Genomic DNA, 18,308 nt, shown 5'->3' with positions numbered 1-18,308 from the left:
GCGCTGTGTTTATTGATTTAATTAACATAAGATCATGGGGTAAAACGTCATGTATTTAGGGCTAGACTTAGGCACATCAAGTGTTAAAGCGATCATCATGAATGAGCAAGGTGATGTCGTTGCCAGTCATTCTATACCTTTAACCCTCTCACGCCCTCATCCTCAATGGTCAGAGCAAGATCCACAAGCATGGTGGCAGGCAACTGATGAAGCGATAAAACAACTGAGTCGTACTCAACCTATGGAACAGATCCAAGCCATTGGTCTCAGTGGTCAAATGCATGGCGCGGTATTACTTGATGCGCAGCAAAATATATTACGCCCTGCTATTTTATGGAACGACGGCCGCAGTGTTAAACAGTGTTTACGACTGGCAAAGCAGTACCCTCAATTTAAAGAAATTACGGGCAATTTAGTTATGCCTGGGTTTACAGCGCCTAAATTGCAATGGGTCGCAGAAAACGAAGCGGAGATCTTTTGTCAGATTGCTCATGTGCTATTACCAAAAGATTTTCTACGTTGGAAAATGAGTGGTAATTTTGCCAGTGATATGTCGGATGCGGCGGGTACACTGTGGTTGGATATGCAAAAACGCGATTGGAGTGATGAATTATTAGCGGCAACGGGGCTTTCTCGATGTCAAATGCCGACCTTATTTGAAGGTAACCAGATAACGGGTTACTTACTGCCAGAAATTGCTAAAAAATGGCAAATGAAACAAGTGCCGATTATAGCGGGTGGTGGTGATAATGCAGCGGGTGCAATTGGTGTAGGAGTATATCAACCGGGTCAAGGAATGCTCTCTTTGGGCACATCCGGTGTCTATTTTGTTGTCAGTGAAAAGTTTCTCCAAAACAGTGACAATGCGGTACATAGTTTTTGCCATGCATTGCCACAAACTTGGCACTTAATGTCGGTAATATTAAGTGCGGCTTCTTGTCTAGATTGGGTATGCCAATTAACGGGGATCAGTGATGTTGGTGCAATGTTTAAAGAAATAGAACAGCATGCACATTCTGATAGTTCCCTACTCTTTTTGCCTTATCTTTCTGGTGAACGGACACCTTATAACAATGCGGATGCCAAAGGCGTATTTTGGGGGTTAACTCACCAACATCAGCGTGCGGATTTATGTCGAGCGGTGTTAGAAGGTGTTAGTTTTGCGTTGAGGCAAGGAATTGAAGTAGCGGATAAGGCTGGACAACATGCAGACAATATAACGTTAATTGGTGGAGGGGCAAGAAGTGAATATTGGCGACAATTACTAGCTGATATTACAGGAAAAACCTTGGATTATCGTCAAGGTGGTGATGTTGGTCCCGCGCTGGGAGCTGCTAGACTGGCGCAATTAGCGATAAATCCGGCTCATTTATCACAAATTATTCTTTCTCAGCCAAAACTTGAAACACGTCATGTTCCCAACTTAGAAAAACATAAGGCATATCAAGATAAATATAATGCCTTTAAAAAGCTCTACACACTTATTGAAACAATGAAAATATAAAACAATATTGCGTTAACATCAGGATTATACAAAGGGCGAGATGATACTTGCCCTTTTCTATTTATTGGAATAATACAGAAATAGCACTTAATGCTAATAAACCACCCATAATAAAATTAAATAGTTTTAATATTTTGGGATTTTTTAATCGCTCTCGTAAGCTATGACCAAAAGTGGCCCATATAGCAACACAAGGAAAATTAATTAATGTGAAAATAATAGCAACTAACAACATTGAAATATAAGGATATTGTGGTGAGGTATATAATGTTATCCCTGAAATCGCCATCATCCATGATTTAGGATTAATCCATTGAAATAATGCAGCCTCTAACAAGGTTAACGGTGAGCCTTGTCTATTACTATTTTGCTCAACAGAATGACTAATTGCCGTTTTCCAAGCTAACCACAATAAATACAGTGCTCCGAGATATTTTAATATATTGTAAATAATGGGCGATGATTTAATAAGTGCTCCTATGCCTATCCCCACAGCCAATAACATCACAAAAAAACCGAGAGACACACCGATAGCATGAGGCATTGTACGTTTTAATCCAAAGTTAATGCCTGATGCTAGAAGCATAATATTATTCGGGCCTGGTGTAATTGATGTAACAAATGAAAATATGGCTAATGATAAAAAAATGTCGAAAGTCATATATAAAATTCTAATCAATAAATAATGAATAAGGAGATATTAAATTGCCTTTTCTTTTTTTATTTACCAACTAGTGCTTAATTTTATAGGAATGGTAATACTTAGCGCTAGAGAAATTCATTATTTTAGGAATTTGTCTATCCATATGGATAAGTTTCAGCTTTTATTCTATTATATGGAATTTTCTACGGTATGATAAGTTAAAATAACGATATTATATAATAAGGTAATTGAAGGTGACTTATTACTAGAAGATATAACCTGCCCTACAAATATATTATTCTGATACCTTTCAAGAAAATATAACTATTAGCCCTAATAAATATATTGATATATTAGGGCTAATATAATAGTTATTGCTAACGATACCCGCGACGATGGTTTTGGGCAGACCAGCTATAGGTTTCATCACTAGAGACTAATTTCTGTTTTTTCTTCTGGGAAAGGGCTTTTTTGCTGGCTTTTTCTACTTCGAGGGAGATTTCGGTAATAATAGCATCTTTCACTTTATTCATTTCGGCGTTAGTTAATTCACGCCCCAATTTCTTTCTCTCTTGACCGATTCTGGTTCTAACGCGCATCTGTTGGGCATCTGTCATCTCTTGAAGAGTCAGCTTTTTCATACAATCACACCCTGTATTGAGAAAGGAGTCTTTAATATAACATCATTTCAACGACTCACAATCAATCAATTGCCTTTTTTGATAGTAAAACGCGATCGAGATAGATATTACGCGCTTATTACACGCGTAATATCATAAAGTGAGTGAAGGATTAAACTAACAGATAGACCGATTAAATAAGTTTAAGAAATTTAACTTTAAAATCATCAATATCTTGTTGTGTTGTTGCCCAAGAAGTACAAAGGCGCAAACAGCTTAGCTGTGGATCGTCAAGTAATATGCGATGAAAAACAAACTGCTGCGTTAGCTTTTCTGCAATATCATTAGGTAAAATGACAAACACTTGGTTAGATTCTGGTGGTGCTAAAAAATCAAAACCATGCTCAATAAAGAATGCGGCTAATTGTGAGGCCATCTCATTGAGATGTTTACCTAATTTAAAGTAGAGGTCGTCGCTAAATAACGCCGCAAATTGTGCCCCTAATAACCAACCTTTTGCCTGTAATCCGCCCTTTTGTTTTAAGCTAAAGCGAAAATCAGAATTTAATGCAGGATGACAAATCACTAATGCTTCTGCTGACATAGCACCAATTTTCGTGCCGCCAATATAGAAAGCATCTGTTAAGTGTGCGATATCTTCAATCGTCAGATCGCTATTATCAGACATCAACCCTGTCGCTAAACGTGCACCATCAAGATATAACCATAAATTATGTGCATCACAAAATTCGCGTAACGCTTGTAATTCGGCTTTACGATATACCGTACCAATTTCAGTGGCATTGGTTATATAAACAAGTTTAGGTTGCACCCAATGTTCATCGTTATGTTCAGCGAGGATCGGCTTCAATAAATCTGGGGTCAATTTACCATCAGCAGAAAAAGTGGTGATCACTTTATGGCCTGTTGCCTCAATTGCTCCCGTCTCATGAGTCGCAATATGCCCGGTACTGACAGAAATTACTGCTTGATGTGGGCGTAAAAAGTGAGAAATAGCGGTTAAATTAGTGATGGTGCCACCATTAAAAAAATGGATCTGCGCTTCGGGTTGTTTAATTCGCTGTTTGATTAATTCTTTAGCTTGATGACAAAGGGTATCCATACCATAACCATCATAACGTTGACCTACTGTATCTGTAATTGCCTTCATGACCGCAGGATGTGCAATTTCATTATAATCATTTTGGAAGCGGTACACGTGTACTCCTATTTATGTTGTGTTTGGTCTGTCTATTATAGATAAAAGAAAAGCATATGGCCTTTAATTGACAAATTATCAAATAAACACCACATGCTGAGTCTAATATATTTAAAAATAGAGCGATTTAAAACCGCCTATTTAAAACAAACTTCACCCCAACGGGCTAATCCTGCGGTTACTGAGCCGAAATCATTACCTTTTACAATAGGCACATTAGGTAACTGTTGCTCGATAGCTTGACATAAAATCGGTGAACGCGCAGAGCCTCCCGTCATAAACACCACATCAGGTACCACGCCCCCTTGTTGTACGGCATCATTGACCAAATCAATCATTTTATCTTTAGGGGATCCAATGGCTTCAACCATTTGCTGGCGAGTGATATTGGTTTCTAATGTTTCACTTAATAACGCGATGCTGGCTAAATAGGTATGGCAATCTGATAATGCCATTTTCGCCTCTTCCGCTTTGCGGACAATGCCATATCCTAGTGTTTCATTATAGACTTCAATTAAGCGTTTTATCTTTTCTGGCTCTTGAGCATCACGACGTAGTTGATTTAATGCCGCTAAGTTTTGTTGAGAATAAAAATCTTTTTGTGCTTCAACATTATTGATGGCAATAGGATCCCAAAATTGTTTTAACGGTAATTTTATGCCCGATGAAGTTAGCCCTGTCATGCCAAATAAAGGCATTAGCTGTTTAAAAGCTAGATAAATATCAAGATCATTACCACCAACACGTTGTCCACTATGCGCTAATAGTGTACTGGCACGATCGGTTTTACCCCGATAGCTAGGGCCCATTTGAATCAATGAGCAGTCCGTTGTACCACCACCAATATCAACTACCAAGACTGTTTGGTCTTTGGTTAATGTGGATTCATATTCTAAACCAGCGGCTACCGGTTCAAATTCAAATAAAACCTGTTTAAAGCCGGCTCGTTTAGCTGCATTAATTAAAATACGCTCGGCTTGCTTATTGGCAGCCTCTCCCCCTAACCCATTAAAGTTAATAGGTTTACCAATCATGGCATCAGTAATGGTTTCTTGGGTGCTTTGTTCCGCTTGTTGTTTTATATTGGCCATCATGGCGCACACTAAATCTTCAAAAAAGCTGATTTGTATCTCATGTAAGCCTGAGGCACCAAGAAAAGATTTAGGCGATTTGACGTAATAAACATCACGGGGATCTTTTAGATACAAACTTAATGCCGCCTGACCGAAAACAATATCCTCAGGCACTAATTCAATATCTTCATCACGATTAAACGCGATTGATTTTCTTAATAGTTGTTCGCCAATAGAGTTGGTAGGTTTAATATTTAAGTGGCGAAATAAATGTTCGGAAACAGATTCACGGGTTGGCGCACAAAGAGTAGATGGAATATAAACATTCTCACCTTCTAAAGGTAATAGCGTTGGTTTCCCCTCTTTCATTATTGCCACAGAACAATTTGATGTTCCATAGTCAAAGCCAATAAACATATCGCCTCCCAGCTAGACTTCGTTAAAAAAAAGACTGAGCACTCTACATCAAGCTTATTGTAATTACTACCAGATTGTGGTGTTTTGTCTTTTAATATTCGAATGGCGTTTCTGGCGAATAAAGTTTATTACAGCTTATTGTTATAGCCATATCAGGTTTTAAACCACCTAAATAACAATCAACAGAATCGGTTAATAGATGAAATAAGCACCCAACGGCAATGGCTTTCCATTTCCAAGAAGGAATAAACCATAAAACGATATAGACAATGGCAACCCATAGAGTATGCAATGGATGAAAACCAACACTGCAACGATTGGGATCAAAGATTGGCGTTGCAAACAAATGGTCAATGTCTATTGCCATCGTACTCATCATAAGAAGCGCAGCAAGCCGCCAGTTTTTACCCCAAAATAGATAAGCGAGTGCTATTGGCGCTAAAAAATGTAAACCATAATGTATTATTGTTCTGGCGATTTCAAAGATCACAAAAGTCTCTATTGCTTTATTATTTGATAGGCAGCCCTTTTTATAAGGTGATTATCTCTATTTATCAAGGTGTATATTAGGTAAGCCCTGATCAATATCCCCTAAAGCAAAGGCTAAATCTACTGCGGCAATTAATGAGCCTGTATAAGCATCTATATGTGAGAGTTGTGCATTTAATAGTGCAATTTCTGCGGTATTAATCTCCGTTACTGTACCTAGTCCATTGTTAAAAAAATCGACACTGGCGGTATAACTTAATTGTGCGGTATCAACGAGATTTTTAGCCGCTTTGTTTGCTTCAAGGGCCGATCTTAACGCATTCTCACTGAGAGAGATCTCTTTGATTGCCGTATCTTGGCTTTTGCGCAAATTTTCTTGTGCTAATTGGATATCTGATTGAGCATTGCTCATTCGCGACTGACGCATGCCCCCTTCATATAAGGGAATACTCACGCCAATTAAAATATTCGACGATGAAGTTCGTTGGCTAATTTCAGGTAACCCCTGAACATCAAAATGCCCCGAACCACCAGCAAGAGCACCGGCGAGATACACTTTAGGAAAATAGTCAGATTCAACAGAGCGTGCCGTTTTTAATGCCGCTTGCTCTAATTCATAGTGAGCTAAAATATCAGGGCGTTGTGATAACGCTTTTTTTATCACATCGTGAGTCAATGGGGAAATATCATCAGGTAAGCGCGCGTCATTATCATAATTCACTTTTATCTTTTCAAAGGGAGAGACACCTATTGCAGACAGTAATAACTGATATTGATCTTTTTCATGACCTTTAGCTAACACATGTTGTAATTCTACTTGGGCAACTTGTTGTTTGGCTAAAGCAACATCTAATACGGTTGCTAATCCCCGCGCACGTTTTTGCTCTATGGCATATAAAATATCTTTGCTTCTTTGCAGTGCCTCTTGGGTAAGAGTGACTTTTTTAAGGGCCGCACCATAACTAAAATAGGCAACAGAAACATCATGAATTATTTTTTGATGCATCAGATTAAAATTAAGGTTTGTTGCCAAAGAAGCATGTTTAGCGGCATCGGCTAAAGCTCCTCGTTTGCCGAAGTCAAAAATAAGCCATCTAAAGGTTAACGCTGGAATAAAAGCACTGTTTGATGTTTTAATATCATCAACAATTGGATTGGCGGGTAAATCTACTTTTCCTCTTTGATAACCTGCCAATGCCGTTGCGGTAATAATCGGCAAATAAGTACTTTCTACCATACCAATATCGGTGGCTGATTTTTTCGCTAATAACCAAGCAATCCGTGTTTCAGGATTATTTTGCTGACCAAGATCGATAAGCTCGGCCAATCCATAGCTCGTTTTAGTGGTTTGCTCTTGCTGAGGTGTGGCGAGGTATTGCTCAGAAGCTGCCATATAGTTTGTATTATTATAAGGCATCGGTTGTTGTGCTGAGTATTTCCCATAATCGCTAGTATCAATACATCCAACAAGTAATAAACTTAACCACGATGATAGAATATATTTTTTATGATTAATGGCCGATTTTATCATCATCTATTTTCTCTTATTAACTGTTTAAATACTTGTTCTCTTTCATTGATGGGCAACATTTTTATTTCTTCAGTTAAGACATTTTTCTTAAAATCATCTGGAGATAAAGGCAGTGTATCGGAATACTCACCATTATCATCAAAAATAAACCTATCAGCATAACTATGGCGACTAATGTAAGAAATCTTGCTTAATGACTGTTTAAAAAACAAGGTGAATACTTTGTTTCTTTCTTTATCTTTTCTCTCAAACAGCAGTAAATCAATATTATCTTTAGATTGTGCAATAGTCTCATTAATAGAGGCGACTAAATCTAAACACTCACTTTTATTGGCAGAGCATCTTAACTTTGTATAGTCATCTAAAATCGTGGCGAGCTGTTTGTATATTGTATTGACGATACTCGCGGGCCAGACTCGAGTAAAAATGACATACATAACAATATTGCCTAATAAAATACCCAAAATACGGTCGGAAACCACATCCATATCAAAACTCGGTTTAAAGCCATGTAGTGTCGTTAGCAAAAAGGCTAACCCTACTTGTACGCCAGCATAAGAGATACGTTCATTACCGGCGGCAACCCAGGCTGCAGGTAAAAGACAGAAGAAGATCAATACCATCAACTGAAAAATATCAGAAATATTAGGAATAATATAAAGCAGTGAGATCATGCCAATTAATGCGCCAATCAGACACCCTATTATTCTTAGTGTAAGTTTATGAACCGTTTCGCCCACTGAAGTAAGTGCAACCACATAGCAAGTGATCATCGCTGTATGGATACCTTGCCATTTAAAATAATCATAAAACAAATAACATAAAATAGCGGCAAGAGTTGTTTTAATAGCGAAGTATTTATGATTAGGATTACTAAATGCATCGCTTACAAAAAAGGGTGTGGCTTTTTTAATGGGTTTAGTGGTTCGTTTTGTTAGCAAAATAGTATTAAATTTATCCAATAAAGCGATTCTATTTATTGGCTGAAGACGTTGCACACTATCTTTAATGTTATCTAACGAGTGATTGGCAAAACAGTCCGCAATATATTTACATCTTTTCGCTAACATAAAACGTAACGATGTTGAGGTATTGTCATCCATTGTTATTGACATAACTAATATTGCATAGGAGTTATCAACCATGTTTTCTAACCATTGGATATCTTCTTTACCTAATAGATAAAGGATTTTCATAACCATCAAATAACGTTGGCATTCTGCTTGTGTTCCTAGTATTTCACTCAGCGTTATCTGGTTAGTTTTTTTCCCTAAGAAAAAATCATGGGCTGCCATAAAGCGCGTTGAAATTTTATTAAGCAGTAATTTCCGTGGGCTAATACCAAAAAAATAATTGAATATAATCACCAATAGCATCGGCGAAACGGCCATTAATAACGCATAAAGCAATCCTCTGGTTGCAGCATCACCAAATGGGATATCTTCAATTAGCGTCATTAAAAAGGCGATCACCAAAGCAACTAAATTGCCTATATCACCAAGACTACTTGCTGAAGCTAAATACATAAAAATGGCTGAGAAAAAAGCCATAAAAAAGAAGCGTAAAATAATATTTTGAATAGTGAGATTAAACAGTACTAACGCCACACCAACCACAATGGAGCATAAAATAATGACCCCAAGGGAGAGTAATATATTTTGTACTGCATCCGCTTTAATCAAATAGATAATTAAATAACAGCTGATTGCTGATTCAGGGATTTCATAAACCATAGCGATCACGGCCATTAAGGCACACAGTAACGCTATGCGCCACGTAGTGGCGAACCGATAGTCAAAAGGTAATAAATCTTGTTTGACTTGTTTTGCTATCAGCGAAGATTTAACAGTCATCATCGTTAGGTACAATATTTACAGTAGCAGTGGCACCGATGCGCATGAGTGCTTCTGGTGGTTCAGTAATAATGACTTTGACAGGAAAACGCTGCTCAACCCGTACCCAATTTAATGATTTAGGTACATAAGGTAAGTCTCTTGGAATATTAATCAGGTCGGTCGACATGACTCCCCGACTAATCCCTTCAACTTTACCTTTAATGGGGTGTTGATTATCAATCATGGAGTAAATCACCACACAGCTACCAATTTTTATATTATTTAAATCCGTCTCTTTAAAATAGGCCGAAGCAAACCAAGTATCAGAGTCAATTAAGGTAAAAACAGATTGCCCTGATAAAATAAATTCACCGGGAGATAAAACGACCCCGGCAATATATCCATTACTTGGCGCCCTTACCTCAGTATTACTTAACTCCCACTCTGCCATGGCAAGCGATGTTTTTAATGATTTGACTAATGCTTCTTCTGAATCGGTATTATTAATAAGTGCTTCAGATGCCACATTCTGTTTCTGTGCTTGTTTTAATGTCACTTCAGCATCATGTTTTAACGTCCGAGCATCATCGACTTGTTGTGCTGTGACAAAGCCTTTTGCTAATAAAGGTTCTAATCGATTTAATGATTGTGTGGCTAATGATAAATTGACCTGCGCACGTTTTATTTGCTCTTGTGCCACTTCTGAATTGGATGTTTCCGCAATAATAATACGTTGCTTATTGCTTAATGTCGCTTGTGCAATCTGTAGTTGCTCTTTTGCTTGCTCTACCCTGAGTGCGTACATTGTGGGATCAAGTGTAAACAGTAAATCGCCTTTTTTGACTTTACTATTTTCTTTGACATAAACAGCAGCAATGCGTCCAGGCACCGAGGCTGAGATATTAATTTTATTTGCATCAATGATGGCATCTTCACTAAGAGGATTTAATGCCGATATATGAATACTTTGCCATAATAAAATGAGCGTTATCAAAAAAACAATAATGGTGATCACGCGTGCTAGGCTTTTTTTAATTTTTTTATCCATAGTTTAATAAGTAAAATAAAGTAAGGAGATAGTTAAAGAAATTGATAGCATAATCGCAAAATAAAATAACAAAGGTACTGGCAATTTATCATCAATTCCCCAGTAGATAAGTAAAACCCGTAGACAAAAAGCACCTAATAGGCCAATAAATGTACATAACATCCAATAGGGAAAATAAGCACCTAGCATAGGAATAAAAGGAGAATGCCCTTGTGAACAGCCCGTCAACAATACAGTCATCACAGTTAAGCTGATAATTCGATGATGTTTTTTTATTAAGTTCAAGGTAATGCACCTATCATTTTATGATTAAATCCATTCATAGCTATCAATACTATAATATTTTTAGTTGTAATAAAGTGACTTATATTATTTTGCTAAAAATAGCATAAGGTTATTGTAGTTGAATTATTTATGATCAATTCAATTTTCTTTATTTTAAATACGCTTTTCAAAATAATGCCGCAGTGCTGGTTAAATAGAGTTTGATTTTATTACTCACAAAAACGTGCTCTGTGTGTGCTATTAGGTAATTTTAAGAGTATAGTAGACAATCTTTCTGCCTGTTTAGATATTATAGTTTTTATTATGGAATCAACGCTTTCTGCTCAAAATATACGCCGACTCCTTGCCAATGAAACACCGATTATTGATGTTCGTGCGCCAATAGAATTCAATCAAGGAGCGATGCCCAACGCAATAAATCTACCTTTAATGAATAATGAAGAGCGTGCGGCTGTAGGGACTTGCTACAAACAACATGGCTCTCAAAAAGCGGTAGAGTTGGGGCATCAATTAGTTAAAGGCGAGATAAAAGCACATCGTGTTGCTGCTTGGCGCGAGGCTTGCGAGCGTTTTCCTTCCGGATTTATTTGCTGTGCTCGTGGCGGTATGCGTTCACACATTGTTCAAAAATGGTTAGCTGAAATAGGCATCGATTATCCTTTAATTGAAGGTGGATATAAAGCGTTAAGACAAGCGACGATCGAAATGACCAATGAGCTAGTACAACGCCCTATTATCTTAATTGGTGGTTGTACAGGTAATGGTAAAACAACCTTAGTACGCTCTTTACCAGAGGGAATTGATTTAGAAGGATTCGCTCATCATCGAGGCTCCTCATTTGGTCGCACTGTTGAGGCTCAGTTTGCTCAAGCGACTTTCGAAAACTACCTTGCTGTCGATATGTTAAAAAAATCCCCTTATCATTCGCGTTGGGTACTCGAAGACGAAGGCCGTGCTATAGGTGCTAATGGTTTACCGGAAAGTTTGCGTATACAAATGGCAACAGCCCATTTGGTTGTGGTGGATGATCCATTTGAGCGGCGTATGGCAAGACTCAAAGAAGAATATTTTGATCGTATGACTCATGACTTTATTGAAGCGTATGGTGAAGAAAAAGGTTGGCAAGAATACAGTGATTATTTGCATCATGGATTGTATGCTATTCGACGTCGATTAGGTGCTCAAAGAGCCGCGGAGTTAACTCAATTACTTGATAATGCTTTAGCCGCACAAAAAATAAGTGCGAATACAGAAGTGCATTTTTCATGGTTATCGCCTTTACTAAAAGAATATTACGATCCTATGTATCGTTACCAGTTAAGTAAAAAACAAGATAAAATTATCTATACGGGTAGCTATGAAGAAGTTGAACAATGGTTTGCTAACCATTAACTCCCACGCAAGAAAATAGGATAAAAAATAAATCGAATTTTAGTATATATCCCTAAAGATAAGTAGAAAATAAAGGATATAAAAACTAAAAGCATGCTTATTTCCATTATGGAAATAAGCGATTGCTCTTTTATCATTAGGTTTTATTTTTTTTAGTTACTAGAATGCCACTTTCTAAAACGAGGTGGTTTATGACTAAATATGTTATTTTTAGTTTTTTTTTAGTATTGATTTATCCTCTTGGTGTTGATCTATACTTAACTGGATTAACAGCAATTGCTAGCGATTTAAATGCTTCTGAAGTGACATTGCACCATGCATTTTCAATTTATTTGATGGGAATGGTGTCATCCATGTTAATTGCTGGATGGTGCAGTGACAATTTAGGTCGTAAGCCTGTTATTTTATTTGGTACTCTGATTTTTTTCTTAGCGTCATTAAGTGCTGGGCTTTCGATAACGGAAAAACAGTTCTTGATTTCACGATTTTTTCAAGGTAGTGGGTCAGGTTTTTGTTACGTTGTTACTTTTGCGATATTAAGAGATACATTAACAGAACAACAACGTGCTAAAGTACTTTCTATGATAAATGGTATTACTTGTATTATTCCGGTATTAGCTCCCGTTCTAGGCTTTATTATTTTATTATATTGCGAATGGTCAATGATGTTCTATCTTATGGGGGCTTATTCCCTATTGGTTTTTATCTTTTGTTTTTTGGGGATAAAAGAGACTTACCATAAAAAAGAAATTAAAAATAAAAAAGTAAATCTATCTGTAATAAAACCAACAACAGACTCTTTTTTCACTCGCTATTTTTTAAGTCGTTTACTTATTTCCTGCTTAGGAATGGCCGTTATTCTTACTTATGTCAATATTTCCCCTATTGTAGTGATGCAACAAATGAATTATTCAACAGGAGAGTATTCAATATTAATGACATCATTAGCAATGATAAGTATGACCATTTCTTTTTTAATGCCAAAAATATTAATGAAATACCGCTATAAGCATATTTTATCAGTAGGGTTTATATGTTTTGGAATAGGTATTATTTTCCTTTTTATAGGGAAAAAGAGTGAAATGCGTTGGTTTTTTATTACCTTTGCATTATGCGGCTCAGGATTTGCGTTATTATTTGGGATTATTATGAGCCAAGCACTTTCTCCATTTAGCCAACGAGCCGGCGTTGCGAGCTCTGTGCTGGGTATTTCACAATTAAGTTTTTCTTCACTTTATATTTGGGTAATGGGGTGGATTGAAGTATCCTCAATAAATATGTTGGTGGTTATTTTATTTATCAGTTGTATTGTAGGTACTCTTTTTCTATGCTTTCCTCGGTTCACAGAACAAAAAAAGGTTAAATATAATGTCTAACAAACCATTACATAGAATTGATTTGAATTTGTTAGTCATATTTCAAATTCTTTTACAGGAGCGCAGTGTCACCTTGGCCGCTAAGTGGTTATCCATTTCTCCTTCTGCTGTGAGTAAAGCATTAGCCAAATTAAGGATATGGTTTGATGATCCTCTTTTTATCCGTAGTCCACAAGGGTTGATCCCAACACCATTATCGTTAAGTATTGAAGATTCTTTATCTGATTTTATTAATATTAGCCACCATATAGCTAATAAACGTAATACAGAAGTTCCTGTCGGACTTAAATTTAATTTAGTTTTAGAAACGCCGTTACATCAGGTTATGTTACCTTCTTTACCACAACAAATATTATCTCATTACCCAAAATCCACACTTCAGATAAAAAATTGGGAATATAATTCTCTTTCTAATATTATTGATGGAGAAGTTGATATTGGGCTTGTTGGACGTGAATACTATTCACGCTCAAAAGAGTTATTAGAGCTACTTCCTGATGTGATTGATTATGAAATATTATTTGATGATATCCCACTTGTTTATCTACACAAAAATCATCCGTTAATGAAAATGAAGTGGGATCTTAATAATTTTTTATCTTTTTCTCAGGTGAGTACAGAATATGACAAACAAAGTCATTGGGCTTTAGATAATATCTTAAAAGAAATAAACAAAAGTCGTCAGATAGCAATTACTTATACTTCTTTTGAGCAATCTCTTTTTATGGTATCTCAACCTGATCATCAATTAATTACTTGTGCACCAGGATATTGTCGTTATTATGTGAAAACACATTTTCCTGATATTGTAACATTACCTATACCTCTTCCCCCTGTGTTTTTAGAACAGCTTCATCTACCTTTTGTTTTGTTATGGCATAAGCGTAATAGCCATAATACAAAAATTATATGGCTAAGAAATACAATAAGAAAAAGTATTAACCAACAAACTTCCGATATCTGATAGTTTAAAATAATAAAAAAAGGTGATTTGATATCAAATCACCTTTTATAAACTTATTAACGCTATATTAGTATAATCTATTTAACGACTTCACCACTATCAACAACGGTTTGACGTACTTTATTCGCGAAATTTTGAGTTTCACTGATAATCGCTTGTTCATCTACAGTTAACAGTTGGCGATCTTCCATCAAAATTTTACCATCTACAATGGTATGACGAACATTACTTCCATTCGCACCATAAACTAATGCTGCATATGGGCTATACATAGGCACCATATTAGGTGCTTTAGTATCAACAACAATAATATCAGCAAGTTTTCCCGATTCTAAAGAGCCTAATTTATCTTCCATATGTAATGCCTTGGCTGAGCCTATTGTTGCCATTTCAACAACGGTTAATGGTGGCATTGCGGCGCGATCTTTATTCTCTAATTTATGAATTTTGCCTACTAAATTTAACTCATTCATCGTTGTGAGTGTATTGCTCGACATTGGCCCATCAGTCCCTAAACCAACACGAACACCTTTCTCTAGCATGGCAACAACGGGCGAAACACCTTTGGCTGATTTGGTATTAGCACTAATATTATGAGCCACACCTACATCATATTTTTTTAATAAATCAATATCTTGCTCATCAACCATAATCGCATGAGCGGCAATGACTTTATTATTTAAAGCGCCAATATCTGCCATATATTGAACTGGGCTTTTACCATCGGTTCGTTTTGCAATTTCTTCTTTCTCTCTATCGGTTTCTGCTAAATGGATCATCACAGGGGCATCAAGCTCTACCGAGAGTTTAGCAATTTTTTGCAGGTTCTCTGTGGTATTGGTATAAGGTGCATGAGGTGCAAAGGCAGGAATAATGCGCGGGTGATCTTTATATTCATTAATAAAATTGACAGCATATTGAATGCCTTCTTCAGGGGTTTGTGCATCAGCCACCGGAAAATTAATCACTGATTCACCTAAGATGGCTCTATTTCCCATCTTATCAACCGTTTTAGCGACTTCATCTTCAAAATAATACATATCAACATAGGTAGTTACTCCCCCTTTTACCATTTCAACATTGGCGAGGTTTGCTCCCACGCGAACCATATCGCGAGACACCATTTTATTTTCTAAAGGGAAAATATAACGATGTAATCGGTCTGGCACGTCATCGGCTAAAGAGCGAAAAACCGTCATTGATGCATGTGTGTGGGTATTAATTAATCCTGGCATCACGATATCACCATCCACATCTAACACTTTGTTGGCTTGGTATTCTTGTGTTAACTCAGGCCCCCCAACGGCGATAATTTTATTTTCTTTTACAACAACCGTTCCTTGTTCGATAACCTGATTTTGTGCGTCCATTGTTAACACTGTGCCATCGACAATCATTAAATCAGCCTGTTTGGCTGCGTGACTAGTAAAAGAAACCGCCATAACAGCGAGTGCAAGCATTGATTTAGTAAATGACATAACTACCTCTCGGATGGTAAGAATATTCAAAAGTTTATTATTTTATTGATAATTTATTATTTTTTACGTTTTTGCTGTAGTAACCATTTATCCAACTCATTAGCAAAAAGTTGCCGGTCGCGCTGTGATAAACTTGCTGGTCCTCCTGTTTGAATGCCACTTGCTCTCATCGTATCCATAAAATCACGAATATTTAATCGTTCGCGGATTGTTGACTCTGTATAACGTTCACCTCGAGGATTTAGTGCAATAGCCCCTTTTTCGATCACTTCAGCCGCTAAAGGAATATCGGCAGTGATCACCAAATCATCTTGGTTTGCACGTTGTACAATTTCATTATCAGCCACATCAAAACCTGCAGAAACCTGCAATGTGCGCAAATAAGGCGATGCGGGTATACTTAATCGCTGATTTGCCACAAAAGTGATCATCACTTTTTCTCTATCTGCTGCCCGATAAAGTATCTCTTTAATAACTTTAGGACAGGCATCAGCATCAACCCATATCGGCATAGTAACTCTCTTTGATTGTTTCTTTTTGAAAATTAATCCTATTAAAATAACACATTCCCACTCATATCGTTATTTAAAGCAGATAAATCACATAGTCTTTTTGAGTTAAGTGTTAAGTGATTAACGCGTAAAAGTGCATGATATCGTAAAATAAGTCATCGGCTAACCTTACTCTACTGTCTTAATGGGGTAAGTTTATGGCATAATGCCGCCCCATTATCTTTATCATTCACTAATCATGAGTATTCGTCTTGTTAATAAGTAATAATATCACTATGCAGTTTGGTTCGAAGCCACTGTTTGAAAACATTTCTGTTAAGTTTGGTGGCGGTAATCGCTATGGTTTAATCGGTGCTAACGGCAGCGGTAAATCCACCTTTATGAAAATTCTCGGTGGTGATCTCGCGCCTACTAGCGGTAACGTATTCCTTGATCCTAATGAGCGTTTGGGTAAGCTAAAACAAGATCAGTTTGCTTATGAAGAGTTTACCGTGCTTGATACGGTAATTATGGGGCACGCTGAGTTATGGGAAATTAAACAAGAGCGTGAACGTATTTATAGCTTACCGGAAATGAGCGAAGAAGATGGTTTACGTGTTGCCGATCTTGAAGTGAAATTCGGTGAAATGGACGGTTACACCGTTGAATCACGTGCCGGTGAATTATTATTAAACGTTGGTATTCCACTTGAGCAACATAATGGCCCAATGAGTGAAGTGGCGCCAGGATGGAAACTACGTGTGCTCCTTGCACAAGCCCTATTCGCTGATCCTGACATCTTATTACTTGATGAACCGACGAATAACTTAGATATTGATACGATCCGCTGGCTAGAACAAACATTAAATGAACGTAATAGCACTATGATCATCATTTCCCATGACCGCCATTTTTTAAATATGGTGTGTACTCATATGGCCGATCTTGATTATGGTGGACTAACAGTTCACCCAGGTAATTATGATGAGTATATGTTAGCGGCAACACAAGCGCGTGAACGTTTACTCGCTGATAATGCAAAGAAAAAAGCACAAATTAGTGAATTACAATCCTTTGTTAGCCGCTTTAGTGCTAATGCATCAAAATCTCGTCAAGCTACTTCGCGTGCAAAACAAATTGAAAAAATTCAATTAACCGAAGTCAAAGCTTCTAGCCGACAAAATCCCTTTATTCGTTTTGAGCAAGAGAAGAAATTATTCCGTAATGCCTTAGAAGTAGAGAATATTGCTAAAGGTTATGAAGCAAATGCGCCTTTATTTAAAGACGTAAATATGATGCTGGAAGTGGGCGAAAAAGTGGCGATTTTAGGCACCAATGGTGTGGGTAAATCAACCATGATCAAAACATTAGTGGGTGAATTAACGCCTGATAATGGACGCGTTAAATGGTCTGAAAATGCCACTATAGGTTATTATGCACAAGATCATGCCACTGATTTTGAAGTTGATATGACCGTTTTCGATTGGATGAGTTTATGGATGAAGCCAGAAGATGATGAACAGTCGGTGCGTAGTGTATTGGGTCGCCTTCTTTTCTCACAAGATGATATTAAAAAATCAGTCAAAGTATTATCTGGTGGTGAAAAAGGCAGAATGCTGTTTGGTAAATTAATGATGCAAAAACCAAACGTTCTGATTATGGATGAACCTACCAACCACTTAGATATGGAATCTATTGAGTCACTGAATATGGCGTTAGAACTCTATCAAGGGACGTTAATTTTTGTTTCTCACGATCGTGAGTTTGTCAGCTCATTGGCTAACCGCATTATTGAAATTACGCCTGAAAAAGTGACTAATTTCCAAGGCACTTATGATGAGTTCTTGGCTAAGAAAGGGATTGATGGTTAGTACCCCACTTATTTATTAATATAAAAAATAAAAGGCTTGGTGTTATTTTACGTTCCAAGCCTTTATTTTATT

At 37.0% G+C, this 18,308-nt stretch carries 16 protein-coding genes; 5 read left to right on the top strand and 11 right to left on the bottom strand.

Annotation, left to right across the window (positions count from 1 at the left end):
• The first annotated feature begins 49 nt into the window (after nucleotides 1-49).
• Nucleotides 50-1,504 carry a xylulokinase gene (gene xylB, locus AACU95_RS06115; RefSeq protein WP_004248082.1) on the top strand — a complete coding sequence of 485 codons (1,455 nt, stop codon included), beginning with the start codon at nucleotides 50-52 and terminating at the stop codon, nucleotides 1,502-1,504.
• 61 nt (nucleotides 1,505-1,565) lie between these two features.
• Here xylB and AACU95_RS06110 read toward each other — a convergent pair whose 3' ends face one another.
• The 9 genes from AACU95_RS06110 to AACU95_RS06070 all read right to left on the bottom strand — a co-directional run bounded on the left by AACU95_RS06110 (nucleotide 1,566) and on the right by AACU95_RS06070 (nucleotide 10,664).
• The gene (locus tag AACU95_RS06110) at nucleotides 1,566-2,165 is read right to left on the bottom strand and encodes a LysE family translocator (RefSeq protein WP_004242968.1); all 600 of its coding nucleotides are present in this window, start codon (nucleotides 2,163-2,165) and stop codon (nucleotides 1,566-1,568) included.
• Between the two features lie 359 nt (nucleotides 2,166-2,524).
• On the bottom strand, nucleotides 2,525-2,788 hold the full coding sequence (locus AACU95_RS06105) for a DUF3811 domain-containing protein (protein ID WP_004242966.1): 264 nt from the start codon (nucleotides 2,786-2,788) through the stop codon (nucleotides 2,525-2,527).
• A 172-nt stretch (nucleotides 2,789-2,960) separates the two neighbouring features.
• A complete protein-coding gene (locus AACU95_RS06100; RefSeq protein ID WP_017827709.1) occupies nucleotides 2,961-3,986 on the bottom strand; it encodes a threonine aldolase family protein in 1,026 nt (341 codons plus the stop codon).
• A gap of 137 nt (nucleotides 3,987-4,123) precedes the next feature.
• Nucleotides 4,124-5,476 (bottom strand): molecular chaperone, encoded by a 1,353-nt coding sequence (yegD, locus tag AACU95_RS06095; protein WP_004242963.1) that lies wholly within the window; start codon nucleotides 5,474-5,476, stop codon nucleotides 4,124-4,126.
• Nucleotides 5,477-5,567: 91 nt separating this feature from the next.
• Nucleotides 5,568-5,966: a DUF6122 family protein gene (locus AACU95_RS06090; protein ID WP_017628110.1), complete on the bottom strand. Its 399-nt coding sequence runs from the start codon at nucleotides 5,964-5,966 to the stop codon at nucleotides 5,568-5,570.
• Between the two features lie 57 nt (nucleotides 5,967-6,023).
• Nucleotides 6,024-7,499: a TolC family protein gene (locus AACU95_RS06085; RefSeq protein ID WP_004242959.1), complete on the bottom strand. Its 1,476-nt coding sequence runs from the start codon at nucleotides 7,497-7,499 to the stop codon at nucleotides 6,024-6,026.
• Nucleotides 7,496-9,352 (bottom strand): FUSC family protein, encoded by a 1,857-nt coding sequence (locus tag AACU95_RS06080; RefSeq protein ID WP_036908021.1) that lies wholly within the window; start codon nucleotides 9,350-9,352, stop codon nucleotides 7,496-7,498. The genes AACU95_RS06085 and AACU95_RS06080 overlap by 4 nt, the downstream gene beginning before the upstream one ends.
• A complete protein-coding gene (gene mdtN / locus AACU95_RS06075; RefSeq protein ID WP_004242957.1) occupies nucleotides 9,339-10,379 on the bottom strand; it encodes a multidrug transporter subunit MdtN in 1,041 nt (346 codons plus the stop codon). The genes AACU95_RS06080 and mdtN overlap by 14 nt, the downstream gene beginning before the upstream one ends.
• Before the next feature lie 3 nt (nucleotides 10,380-10,382).
• Complete coding sequence (locus AACU95_RS06070) at nucleotides 10,383-10,664, bottom strand: YtcA family lipoprotein (protein WP_004242955.1); 282 nt, start codon at nucleotides 10,662-10,664, stop codon at nucleotides 10,383-10,385.
• 303 nt (nucleotides 10,665-10,967) lie between these two features.
• On the opposite strand from AACU95_RS06070, the gene mnmH reads away from it, so the two are divergent.
• From mnmH to yidZ, 3 genes are all read left to right on the top strand, one after another.
• The gene (mnmH, locus tag AACU95_RS06065) at nucleotides 10,968-12,056 is read left to right on the top strand and encodes a tRNA 2-selenouridine(34) synthase MnmH (protein WP_017628112.1); all 1,089 of its coding nucleotides are present in this window, start codon (nucleotides 10,968-10,970) and stop codon (nucleotides 12,054-12,056) included.
• A 191-nt stretch (nucleotides 12,057-12,247) separates the two neighbouring features.
• Complete coding sequence (locus AACU95_RS06060) at nucleotides 12,248-13,432, top strand: MFS transporter (protein ID WP_049236803.1); 1,185 nt, start codon at nucleotides 12,248-12,250, stop codon at nucleotides 13,430-13,432.
• Nucleotides 13,425-14,396, top strand: a complete 972-nt coding sequence (gene yidZ, locus AACU95_RS06055; protein WP_049201928.1) for an HTH-type transcriptional regulator YidZ — start codon at nucleotides 13,425-13,427, stop codon at nucleotides 14,394-14,396. The genes AACU95_RS06060 and yidZ overlap by 8 nt, the downstream gene beginning before the upstream one ends.
• A 77-nt stretch (nucleotides 14,397-14,473) precedes the next feature.
• Here yidZ and AACU95_RS06050 read toward each other — a convergent pair whose 3' ends face one another.
• Both AACU95_RS06050 and AACU95_RS06045 read right to left on the bottom strand, forming a co-directional pair.
• Nucleotides 14,474-15,874 carry an amidohydrolase gene (locus tag AACU95_RS06050; RefSeq protein ID WP_087740777.1) on the bottom strand — a complete coding sequence of 467 codons (1,401 nt, stop codon included), beginning with the start codon at nucleotides 15,872-15,874 and terminating at the stop codon, nucleotides 14,474-14,476.
• 56 nt (nucleotides 15,875-15,930) lie between these two features.
• On the bottom strand, nucleotides 15,931-16,386 hold the full coding sequence (locus AACU95_RS06045; protein ID WP_004242949.1) for a YaiI/YqxD family protein: 456 nt from the start codon (nucleotides 16,384-16,386) through the stop codon (nucleotides 15,931-15,933).
• Nucleotides 16,387-16,637: 251 nt separating this feature from the next.
• Here AACU95_RS06045 and AACU95_RS06040 point away from each other — a divergent pair, with 251 nt between their 5' ends.
• On the top strand, nucleotides 16,638-18,236 hold the full coding sequence (locus AACU95_RS06040) for an ABC-F family ATPase (protein ID WP_012367927.1): 1,599 nt from the start codon (nucleotides 16,638-16,640) through the stop codon (nucleotides 18,234-18,236).
• The last annotated feature ends 72 nt before the right edge of the window (nucleotides 18,237-18,308 follow it).

Origin of the sequence: Proteus sp. G4415 (assembly GCF_963896075.1) — a bacterium.
Classification (GTDB): domain Bacteria; phylum Pseudomonadota; class Gammaproteobacteria; order Enterobacterales; family Enterobacteriaceae; genus Proteus; species Proteus mirabilis.
This window is presented reverse-complemented; position numbering and strand designations above follow the sequence as displayed.